Genomic DNA, 10,115 nt, shown 5'->3' with positions numbered 1-10,115 from the left:
CCGAAGGTCAGCTGGGTTCCGTCCTTCAGCTTGAGCTTCTCGGCCTGGCCGGCGTTGAGCTCCAGCACATAGCGCGCCGGGCCGCCGCTGGGGTAGGGCGGGCACATGTCGCCGGCCGAGCACGGCGGCACATCGCGCTGCTGGCTGACCAGCTTGCGCTGGCTGTCGAAGTACAGGATGTCCAGTGCGATCTTGGTGTTCTTCATCCAGTACGCCTGCATTTCTTCGCGGTCGTGGATGAACAGCATGCCGTGGTCGGCCGACATCTGGTCGCGGAACATCAGCCCGCGCGCGCGGGTTTCATCGTTGGTGGCCAGCTCAACCTGGTAGCGGGCGCCATCCAGCTCGACCCAGTGGCGGGCCGCGTCGGTGGCACAGCCGGTCAGGGCCAGCAGCGGAAGCATCAGCAGCGAACGCAACAGCGACATCGTCAGGATCCTTCGGAAGGGTCAGAGCACGACCGGCGGCTCGCCGCCGACGATCACCACATCGGCGCGACGGCGCGCGAACAGGCCGACGCAGACCACGCCCGGCAGCTGGTTGAGCTCGCGCTCCAGCTTTTCCGGATCGGTGATCTGCAGGTTGTGGATGTCCAGGATCTGGTTGCCGTTGTCGGTGACCACGCCTTCGCGCCAGGTCGGCTGGCCGCCGGTCATGTCGCGGATCTGGCGGGCGACCAGGCTGCGCGCCATCGGGATCACTTCCACCGGCAGCGGGAACTTGCCCAGCACCGGCACCTGCTTGCTCGGGTCGACGATGCAGATGAAGCGCTCGCTGGCCTCGGCGATGATCTTCTCGCGGGTCAGCGCGGCGCCGCCGCCCTTGATCAGGCACTTGTTGGCATCGCACTCATCGGCGCCGTCCACGTACAGTGACAGGTTGCCGCTGTGGTTCAGCTCGATCACTTCGATGCCATGCTGCTTCAGGCGCGCGGTGCTCTGCTCGGAGCTGGACACGGCACCCTTGATGCGGTGCTGGATGCGGGCCAGGGCATCGATGAAATAGGCGACGGTGGAACCGGTGCCGACACCGACGATCATGCCGTCTTCTACGTACTCGATGGCTTTCTCGGCGGCCAGGCGCTTGGCTTCGGACATGGGAGAACTCTCAGGCAGGGAATCAGGATTTCTTTTCCAGCGACAGCAGCAGCTTCCACTGCGCAGCCGTCACCGGGAACACCGACAGGCGGTTGCCCTTGGCAACCAGCGGGAAGCCCTCGCCGAGTTCTTCGGCGTGCAGCTTGATCTCGTCCAGCGCGATCACCTGCTTGAGCTTGCGGTCGAAGGCCACGTCCACCAGCATCCAGCGCGGGTTCTCGCGCGTGCTCTTGGGGTCGTGGTAGTCGGATTTCGGGTCGAACTGGGTGTCGTCCGGATAGGCCGGGCTGGCCACCGTGGCCAGGCCGACGATGCCGGGCACCTTGGTATTGGAGTGGTAGAACAGGATGCCGTCGCCCACCTGCATGCCATCGCGCATGAAATTGCGCGCCTGGTAGTTGCGCACCCCGTTCCAGGGTTCGACCTTGACCTTGGCCAGGTCATCGATGGAGAAGGCGTCCGGTTCGGACTTCATCAGCCAGTAGCGCTTGCGGGCGGTCATGCGTTCACGGGGGCAGCGGAGGGGAGCAGGGTGCCGTCTTCGGTGCAGATCGCATCCACCGGTACGTCCCACGACGCCACCGGCAAGGACTCGACCTGCTGCACCGCGAATGCAGCACCGACCAGCCAGGGCGGCGCCGGCCGGTCGTGGCGGAAGGCGAAGCTGCGATCATACCAGCCGCCCCCCATGCCCAGCCGCCGGCACTGTGCGTCGAAGCCCACCAGCGGGGTCACGACCAACGCCATCTGCGCCGGTTCCAGGGTGTCTTCCACGGCCACGTCCGGCTCGGGAATGCCATAGCGGTTGCTGGTCAGTGGCTGCCCGGGCCGCCACGGCGCAAAGCGCAGCACCTCGCCGGCCAGCACTGGCAGGCAGTAGGTGAGTCCTTCGGGCAGTTGCAGCTGCCAGCGGTGCAGGGCGATTTCGCCATCCAGCGCCCAGTAGCCGGCCACGGCGCCTTCGCGCGGGGCGAATGGGAGGGCCAGCAGGGCATCGGCAAGCGATTCAGCGGCGGCGATGCGCTCAGCGGCGGAAAGGTCGCGGCGGCGTTGCCGCAGGTCGTGGCGCAGGGCCTGGCGCGGGTCGGTCATGGCAGCGTGCGGCAAGGATCAGCCGTCATTGTGCCGGAAAGAACAAGGGCGACGCCCGAAGACGCCGCCCTTGCTGGAATATTGCATTCTCCGCAATGTCGATGCATGCGAAACGACCTTGAACCCGGGGGCTCAAGTGGGAACGCTGGAGAACCATCGGGCTTCCCGCTACAAGGCGGACCTGCACTCCCGGCGCTGTCGCGCTCCCGGTGTCGTTCTTAAGGGACAAGGCGAATGTTTGCACATGCCGTCGAGTACCGCAGAGAACGCGTGGCCATTATAGCCAGCACGCAGGATCTGGATAGGCCGTTCGTCGGCAACAGTCCGTGCCAATTCAGATATGAGAAAAGGGGACGGAGGGGATTAAGACGTTTCCAGCACGGAAGGGGCGAATGCGCCTTGATTCCCTCCGTCCCCTCTTCTATGGGGTGCCGTCGATCGCGCGGTCCAGGCGCCGGTTCAGGTCAGCCAGCGTCTGCTGCAGCGCCACCGCCTGGCGGGCGTTCTCATCGCGCAGCAACTGCAGTTCGTGGGCCAGGTTCAACGCCGCCAGCACGGCGACGCGGTCGACCGCGGCCATGCGGTTGCTGCCGCGGATTTCGCGCATGCGCGCATCGAGCAGGCGCGCGGCCGCCATCAGGCTGTCGCGTTCATCGCCGCCGACACCCACGGTGTATTCACGATCGAGGATGCGGACACTGACCGGTTCGGCGCTCATGTGTGCTGCTCCAGGGATTTGAGCCGGCTGATCATTGCTTCCACCCGCGAGCGTGCCTGCTCGTTCTTGGCCAGCAGCGTGGAACGCTCGGCCACCAGCTGTTCCTGCTGGTGGCGCAGGCTGCGGTTCTCCTCGGCCAGGCGCTGGTTGCGTTCAAGCAACGCTTCCACGCGGGCAGCGAAGTCCTGCAGCTGGGCAAGGGGATCGGCGGGTTCCATGCGGGCACGATAGGCAAGCCGGGTAAGGGCGGTCAAGCGTTGTCGCAGCAAGGCCTGACGGTCGCAGAGAGGATGCCGTCGGGTTGCTACACTACCGGGTCTCACGGGCGCGCGCGCGCGCCCCGGGTTTCCTTTCCGAACGAGCCGCACGATGACCGAACTTCCCTCCGTCGACGACGTTACCCGCGCCAGCCAGGAACTGGGCCTGGGCGCCACCGCTGCCGAGCTGCACGGCGCACTGTGCGGCTGGCTGGCCGCCGGCGGTGCCCCCGGCAATGATTGGCCGGCGCGTGTGCTGGCCGACGACAACCTGCCGCCGGTGGCCGCCGACAGCGTGCTGGGGCAGCTGCTGCAGGTCACCATCAAGCAACTGGAAGACCGCGATTTCGCCTTCGAACTGCTGCTGACCGACGGCGACGACGTGTCCGCGCAGGCCGATGCCATGTTCAGCTGGACCCGTTCCTTCCTGGGCGGCTTCGGCCTGGGCAGCGGCGGCCGCCGCCCGACCCTGTCCGAAGAGGGCGAAGAAGCGCTGACCGACATGGCCAGCCTGGCGCGTGCCTCCAGCGAGGATTTCGAGGCCGGTGGTGACGATGACGACGAAGCCCTGTCGGAGATCGAGGAATTCATCCGCGTGGCGGTACTGCTGCTGCACGGTGACGTGGTGCTGGCCTCGCGCCATCGGCAGCGCCTGAACTGATGGACATCAAGCAGCGCACCGGCATCGCGGCCGGCGAATACAAGCGTCGCCGCCGCCAGCTGATGGACATGGCCGGCGAAGACGCGATCCTGGTGCTTCCCGCCGCCGCCGAGAAGGTGCGCAGCCTCGATACCCATTACCCGTTCCGGCAGGATTCGGACTTCCAGTACCTGAGCGGCTTCCCGGAACCGGAGGCGGTGCTGGTGCTGATTCCGGGCCGCCGCCACGGCGAGGCCATCCTGTTCTGCCGCGAGCGAGATGCCGAACGCGAGGCCTGGGATGGCAGCCGCGCCGGCCAGGAAGGTGCGGTGGCGCAGTACGGGATGGACGATGCGTACCCGATCGACGATCTGGACGACATCCTGCCAGGCCTGCTGGAAGGTCGTTCGCGCGTCTACTACCACTTCGGCCGCGACGCCGATTTCGACCTGAAGCTGATCGGCTGGGTCAACCGCGTGCGTTCGCAGGTGCGCCACGGCGCGCAGCCGCCGCATGAGTTCCTGGAGCTGGGTCACCTGCTGCACGAGCAGCGCCTGTTCAAGTCCGGTGCTGAAGTGGCGCTGATGCACCACGCCGCGCAGATCAGCGTGCGTGCACATCTGGCGGCGATGAAAGCGGCGAAGGCCGGCATCCACGAATACGAACTGCAGGCCGAACTGGAACGCGTGTTCCGCGCCAACGATGCCGTGCCGGCCTACTGCAGCATCGTCGGTGCCGGCCGCAACGGCTGCATCCTGCATTACCGCGACAACAACGCCCGTTCGCGTGATGGCGAGCTGGTGCTGATCGACGCCGGCGCCGAATACCGCGGCTATGCCAGCGACATCACCCGCACGTTCCCGGTGAATGGCCGCTTCAGCGCCGAGCAGCGCGCGCTGCATGACCTGGTTGGTGACGCGCAGGCCGCGGCACTGGCCCAGGCCAAGCCGGGCGTGCCGTACGAGGCCGGCCACCTGGCTGCGGTACAGACCCTGACCGAGGGCCTGCTGCGGCTGGGGCTGCTGAAGGGCACGCTGGAAAAGAACCTGTCCGAGGGCCTGTACCAGCGCTTCTACCGGCACAAGACCGGGCACTGGATCGGGCTGGACGTGCACGACGTGGGCGATTACCGCCTGGCGGGCGATTCGCGCCTGCTGGAGCCGGGCATGGCGTTCACCATCGAGCCGGGGCTGTATGTCGGCGTGGACGACACGACGGTGGAACCGCGCTGGCGCGGTATTGGTATCCGCACCGAAGACGATGTGCTGATCACCGATGACGGCCATCGCGTGCTGACCGAAGGCCTGGCGCGCAGCGCCGACGAGATTGAAGCGGTGATGGCGGGGTAAGGGGTTTCGGCAGGGCTTGCAGCCCTGCACCTGCTGCAATCAACGGCAACTGCCAAAGCCAGAGCGGCATTCCGTGGGATGGCGGGGCGGTGTGGGTGGTCAGGACGCGCCGTAAACCCATCCGTGGGGGCTCGATGGCGCCATCCATGGCGCCAACGGTCCTGCCCACCCACACCGCCCCACCTCTGACAGATTCCTGCGGCTGTTGGTAACGGCGGTTGTTGGAACGAACGACGATTGGTAGGTGTCGACCTTGGTCGACACAGAGCGAGCGCAGCGAGCGACCCGCTTTTGCTTTTCTTTGTTCTTTTCCGCGGTTGGACGCGCGCAGGAAACTGTCAAAGGCCGGGCGGGGTGGGTTCGCGGAGGCGCCGTGAACCTATCCATCGGGGCTTGGTCGCGGCATCCATGCCGCTCACACCCCGCAAGCCCACAGTGCCCCGCCTTCGACAGGCTCACGGGGCTGTTGGTGGGTGCCGACCGTTGGTCGGCACATCTGTCAGATATCGAATGAATCATCCACGCATGGCGTGGATCTACTGGCCACTGCGGCCGTTGGAACGCGCGGCTGTTGGTAGGTGTCGACCTTGGTCGACACAGAGCAAGCGCAGCGAGCGACCCGCTTTTGCTTTTCTTTGTTCTTTTCCGTGGTTGGACGCGCGCAGGAAACTGTCAAAGGCCGGGCGGGGTGGGTTTGCAGGACCGTTGGCGCCATGGATGGCGCCATCGAGCCCCCATGGATGGGTTTACGGCGTGTCCTGCAAACCCACCCCGCCCGGCCAAGCGCGGCTTTTGCTCTAAGCGTCAAACCACGAGGGGCTCAGCCGTTCGCCACCGCAAACTCCGGCCGCGTCAGGTTGTCCGCTTCGCCCTCGGTGCACAGCACTTCGTCTTCGATGCGGATGCCGCCATACGGACGGAAGAAATCCACGCGGTCCCAGTTGATCGCATCGCCATGGCCGGCGTCCTTCACTTCATTCAACAGCATGTCGATGAAGTACAGGCCCGGTTCGATGGTCACGACCATGCCCGGTTCCAGCACGCGGGTCAGCCGCAGGTACGGGTGGCCGGCCGGGCGCTCGATACGGCCGCCTTCATCGCTGGCCGCAAAGCCTGCCACGTCGTGCACCTGCAGGCCGATCAGGTGGCCGATGCCGTGCGGGAAGAACGCGGCACTGACGCCGGTCTCCACTGCGGTCTGCGGCGAGACCTTGATCACCCCGAAGTCCTTCAGCACGCCCATCAGGGAAAGATGTGCATCCACGTGCAGCTGCTTGTAGTCAAAGCCCGGGCGCACCGCTGCGCACATCTGCTGCTGGGCCGCATCGACGGCGGCGATCATCGCGGCGAACTCGTCGTGGCCCTGCGCGGCGTAGGTGCGGGTGATGTCGCTGGCGTAGCCGTGCGCGCTGGCACCGGCATCGATCAGGAAGCTGCGCAGCGGCTGCGGTGCCTTGCGGCCCAGCTCGGTGTAATGCAGCACGGCGGCATGTTCGTTCAGCGCCACGATGTTGCCGTAGGGCAACTCGTTGGCGTCCTGGCCAACGGCCTGGCAGTAGGCCATGTGGATGCTGAACTCGTCGGCGCCGTTGCGGAACGCGGCCTCGGCGGCGCGGTGGCCGCGCACGCCCAGCACCTGCGCCTGGCGCATCAGCGCGATTTCATACGGCGTCTTGCTGCCGCGGTGCCACTCCAGGTAGTTCACCACCGGTGCCGGGTTGTTCGGCACGTAGTTGCCCAGCGCGCTCTGCGGCTCGCCGAGGATCGCGCAGCGCGACGGGTCGGCCGGCAGCAGCGCCAGCGCCTCTTCGGGCTTGCGGATGATGTGGATGTCGAAGTGCTCCACCCACCAGCCGCTGGGGGCGTCCGGTACCACGTGCCAGTAATCGAAGGGCTGGTGGAAGATCACCGCCGGGCGCTTGCCGGGGGTGAACACGATCCAGCTGTTGGGCACGCGGGTCAGCGGCAGCCAGGCCTTGAACTGCGGATTCACCGCATACGGGTAGTCGCGATCGTCGAACACCTGGTAGTGCAGGGTGCCGCTGGGCACCGCCAGGTGATCGAAGCCGCCGCGGGCCAGCGCCTGTTCGGCGCGTCGGCACAGCACGGCCAGGTGGTCGGAATACAGGGCGCCGGGGTCTTGCTGGATCATTGCGGTGGCTCGACACGGAAAACGGCCCTAGATTCTGCCGTATACCGCGAAAAACCGCTGTGCCGGAACCGGCACTCAGGCCGTCGAAACCGGTCCCTCGTCGCTGTCCTCGCCCACCCACTGGCGCAGCAGCTGCCGATGTTCGCGCGACAGGGTGAGGAATCGGAAGCCGGTCCAGCTCTGGCCGGGTGCATGTGCGGGCTCGCTCCACAGCAGGTGCACGCCCACATCGATGTCCTGCTGGCGGCCATCACCCAGTGGCAGCGGGAAGCGCAGCTGGTACAGCGCGTCCTCACGCAGCGGCGCGCTGGCCAGCATCAGCATGCCGGTTTCGGAAACATTGCCGAGACGGCCGACCACGCATTCGCGCATCTGGTCGGTGACCGGGACCAGGTCCGAGACCTGGCGGCGCGGTGCGCGACGGGTGTCCTGTGGCGGCTGGGTGTTCATGCGGAGGTCTCCTGCGTGTGGCCGGCCGCCAGCGCACGCAATGCGCCAAGGCTGGCTTCCCAGGCGCGGTCGACCAGCCGGGCCTTGTCTTCGGTGACCAGCTGCGCACGGCCGGCGCTGATCTGCCGGGCCAGCGTATCCAGGTCGGTCTCGGCGATCTTCTGCCCGCGCGGATTGACGAACAGGGCGTGGCCGGTCAGCAGGCTGTACCAGGACAGGCGCTGGCGGCGCAGCGTGCCATCACCGGTATCGATGTCGAACCAGCTGCCGAACGGCAGCGTTGACAGCTGCTGGTAGGCGGCTTCTTCGGCACTGTTGCGGGGTGTTGCAGGCGCCGTGCCGGTGGGCGTGCCGGCGTGTTCGCCCAGGCGTGCACGCGCCTTCAGGCGGGCACTGAGTTCGGTACGCGAGGTGCTTTCGTCCTCGCCGCCGGGCGTAGCCAGCCTGCGCGCGACGGCGGCGGCTTCCTCGGCGTGGTAGCCGACCTGCAGCAGGGCGGCCTCGACATCGGCAGCAAGCGCGGCATCGGTGCCACCGGGGGCATCGACGGCCTGCGCGGTGATGGCAGCGATGCGCTGGGTCTGCTGCAGGCGTTCCTGCCACTGCAGTGAGTCGTCGCCATGGCGCAGGCGGGTGAGGGTCAGGGCGTCGGCCCAGGCCTGGCGCAGCAGGGTCTGCACGAAGCGCGGCGGTTCCTGCATGTCGCAGCACTGGTCGATCTGTGCGCTGGCCTGGCGCCGGGCCAGTTCCAGCCGCTCCTTGCCGCGCGCAGCTTCGACATGGCGGCGCTCGGCCAGCTCGGCGCGATGCGCCGCGGCACGCTGGTGCTGCTGCACGTCTTCATTGGCGGTGGCGAAAGCCTCCGGCGTCCGTGCGTCCTGGCCCAGCAGGCCCTGCACGCTCTGCGCCATGCGCTGCAGCAGCTGTGGGTCGACGTCATCGTCGCCCAGCCAGTTGGCGCCGACTTCGGCAATCTGGTTGAGCAGCTCGCGCGCCGGGTGCTCGTCGCGTACGAAGAAGCCCGGATCGGCCATTGCCGCGCGTGCCAAGGGCACCTGCAGGCGCGCCAGCAGGGCGGCCGGCACCGGGTCGGGGCGCTGTTGCTGCTGCACCTGCTGCATCAGCATGCGCAGCAGGTCGAGGTTGTCACGGTCGTGGCTGCCCAGCTGCGCCTGCGTACCGTGCTCGCTGCGCAGCTGCGCCACGACGGCGGCCTGCAGGTCGGCAACGCCGGTGGCCGAGCTGGACTGGGCCTGCAGGCGTGCGAGCACCGCATCCACTGCCGCGCTCGGCACGGCATCGCGGTCCGCAGGGGCTGCGCTGGCATGGCGTGCCTGCTGCAGCAGCTCATGCAGCGCGCTGCCGGTGGCGGTGGTCAGGCCCGGCAGGGCCGCGCCGGTTGCGCCGCCATCCTGGAAGGCATCCTGCACCAGGCTCGACCAGGAACCGGCGGGTGCCGATCCGTTCCAGCCGGTCAGTGGCGCCGCAGCGCGCTTTGCCGGCTGGGTGGCACGTCCACCGCCCACCGACTGGGTGATGATCCGCCGCGTGCTCGACGAGCGCGCCAGGTAGGGGGTGTAGACCAGGCCGGGCAGCACGCCGTGCTGGGCCAGCAGAGCATTGGCGCGGTCGAGGATGTCGCCCAGGCGTTCCAGCACCTGGCGTTCGAAGCTGCGATACAGCGCTAACTGGACTTCGACGCTGAGCGCATCCTGTTCGGCGATCCGGCGCAGCATCGCGCACAGTGCCTGCGGTGCCAGTGGCAGGGTATCGGCCTCGAAGGCCGGTGCCGCGGCCAGCACGCCCAGGCGTTGGCCCAGCAGGTTCAGTGTGTTGGTCGAGCGCAGCGTCTCGCGCCGGATCATCTCGGTCAGCAGCAGGTCGCGGTCCACTTCATGTTCATCGACCAGCGATAGCCCGAGCATGCCGGGCAACGGTGGGGGCGTGGCACCGACGCTGGCGCCGGTGGCGGGTTCGCGCAGCCGTATCAGTGCATCGGCCACGGCATCAAGCATGCGGTCGGCGAAATGCCCGGAAAAGGCATGCAGTTGGCCGCGCTGGGCCATCAGTTCGGCCTGCAGCTGTGGATTGCGCGCGCGATCGGCGTCGTGCAGCAGCGTCTGTTCCAGCGCTTCGACGGTCAGGATCAGAGGGGCGGCCAGCGTCTGCCGGCACAGGCCGATCAAGGCGCCCAGCAGCTCACGCACCCGCGGTGGCAGGTTGCTGGCAGCCAGGCGGGCTTTGTCGGCAGAGGTAATGGAGAAGACAGCTGACATCGGCAGGCGGTACCCGGATTCCCGCGGATCGATCTTGTGAATCTACCGTGTCGGCCGCAGTCGGCGCTACTTTAGGGTGAATGT

The 10,115-nt window shown here is 67.4% G+C and carries 11 protein-coding genes and 1 other RNA gene; 2 read left to right on the top strand and 10 right to left on the bottom strand.

Annotated elements, in window-relative coordinates; translation table 11 throughout:
* The 7 genes from N5D91_RS23830 to N5D91_RS23800 form a co-directional block, all read right to left on the bottom strand.
* Nucleotides 1-428: DUF192 domain-containing protein (locus N5D91_RS23830; protein ID WP_279922767.1), on the bottom strand; the 428-nt coding region annotated here is incomplete at its 3' end.
* Between the two features lie 21 nt (nucleotides 429-449).
* Nucleotides 450-1,097, bottom strand: a complete 648-nt coding sequence (gene rpiA / locus N5D91_RS23825) for a ribose-5-phosphate isomerase RpiA (RefSeq protein WP_006389802.1) — start codon at nucleotides 1,095-1,097, stop codon at nucleotides 450-452.
* Nucleotides 1,098-1,119: 22 nt separating this feature from the next.
* On the bottom strand, nucleotides 1,120-1,599 hold the full coding sequence (locus tag N5D91_RS23820; RefSeq protein WP_032128370.1) for an EVE domain-containing protein: 480 nt from the start codon (nucleotides 1,597-1,599) through the stop codon (nucleotides 1,120-1,122).
* Nucleotides 1,596-2,189 (bottom strand): 5-formyltetrahydrofolate cyclo-ligase, encoded by a 594-nt coding sequence (locus N5D91_RS23815; RefSeq protein ID WP_180847545.1) that lies wholly within the window; start codon nucleotides 2,187-2,189, stop codon nucleotides 1,596-1,598. The genes N5D91_RS23820 and N5D91_RS23815 overlap by 4 nt, the downstream gene beginning before the upstream one ends.
* 83 nt (nucleotides 2,190-2,272) lie before the next feature.
* Nucleotides 2,273-2,458: non-coding RNA, 6S RNA (gene ssrS / locus N5D91_RS23810), on the bottom strand.
* A 152-nt stretch (nucleotides 2,459-2,610) separates the two neighbouring features.
* Nucleotides 2,611-2,907: a cell division protein ZapA gene (locus N5D91_RS23805; RefSeq protein WP_005410899.1), complete on the bottom strand. Its 297-nt coding sequence runs from the start codon at nucleotides 2,905-2,907 to the stop codon at nucleotides 2,611-2,613.
* Nucleotides 2,904-3,125 (bottom strand): TIGR02449 family protein, encoded by a 222-nt coding sequence (locus N5D91_RS23800; protein WP_005410898.1) that lies wholly within the window; start codon nucleotides 3,123-3,125, stop codon nucleotides 2,904-2,906. The genes N5D91_RS23805 and N5D91_RS23800 overlap by 4 nt, the downstream gene beginning before the upstream one ends.
* 151 nt (nucleotides 3,126-3,276) lie before the next feature.
* Here N5D91_RS23800 and N5D91_RS23795 point away from each other — a divergent pair, with 151 nt between their 5' ends.
* Nucleotides 3,277-3,825: a YecA family protein gene (locus N5D91_RS23795; protein WP_032128368.1), complete on the top strand. Its 549-nt coding sequence runs from the start codon at nucleotides 3,277-3,279 to the stop codon at nucleotides 3,823-3,825.
* Between the two features lie 5 nt (nucleotides 3,826-3,830).
* Entirely contained in the window at nucleotides 3,831-5,153 is a 1,323-nt protein-coding gene (locus tag N5D91_RS23790) for an aminopeptidase P N-terminal domain-containing protein (RefSeq protein ID WP_088028469.1), read from the top strand.
* An 820-nt stretch (nucleotides 5,154-5,973) separates the two neighbouring features.
* Here N5D91_RS23790 and pepQ read toward each other — a convergent pair.
* The 3 genes from pepQ to N5D91_RS23775 all read right to left on the bottom strand — a co-directional run bounded on the left by pepQ (nucleotide 5,974) and on the right by N5D91_RS23775 (nucleotide 10,031).
* On the bottom strand, nucleotides 5,974-7,305 hold the full coding sequence (pepQ, locus tag N5D91_RS23785; protein ID WP_180854326.1) for a Xaa-Pro dipeptidase: 1,332 nt from the start codon (nucleotides 7,303-7,305) through the stop codon (nucleotides 5,974-5,976).
* 75 nt (nucleotides 7,306-7,380) lie between these two features.
* On the bottom strand, nucleotides 7,381-7,755 hold the full coding sequence (locus N5D91_RS23780) for a PilZ domain-containing protein (protein WP_097049436.1): 375 nt from the start codon (nucleotides 7,753-7,755) through the stop codon (nucleotides 7,381-7,383).
* Nucleotides 7,752-10,031, bottom strand: coding sequence for a DUF1631 family protein (locus N5D91_RS23775; protein ID WP_180854325.1), 2,280 nt, complete (start codon nucleotides 10,029-10,031; stop codon nucleotides 7,752-7,754). The genes N5D91_RS23780 and N5D91_RS23775 overlap by 4 nt, the downstream gene beginning before the upstream one ends.
* Nucleotides 10,032-10,115: the final 84 nt, after the last annotated feature.

Origin of the sequence: Stenotrophomonas sp. GD03794 (assembly GCF_029842145.1) — a bacterium.
In the GTDB taxonomy this organism is placed as follows: Bacteria; Pseudomonadota; Gammaproteobacteria; order Xanthomonadales; family Xanthomonadaceae; genus Stenotrophomonas; species Stenotrophomonas riyadhensis.
This window is presented reverse-complemented; position numbering and strand designations above follow the sequence as displayed.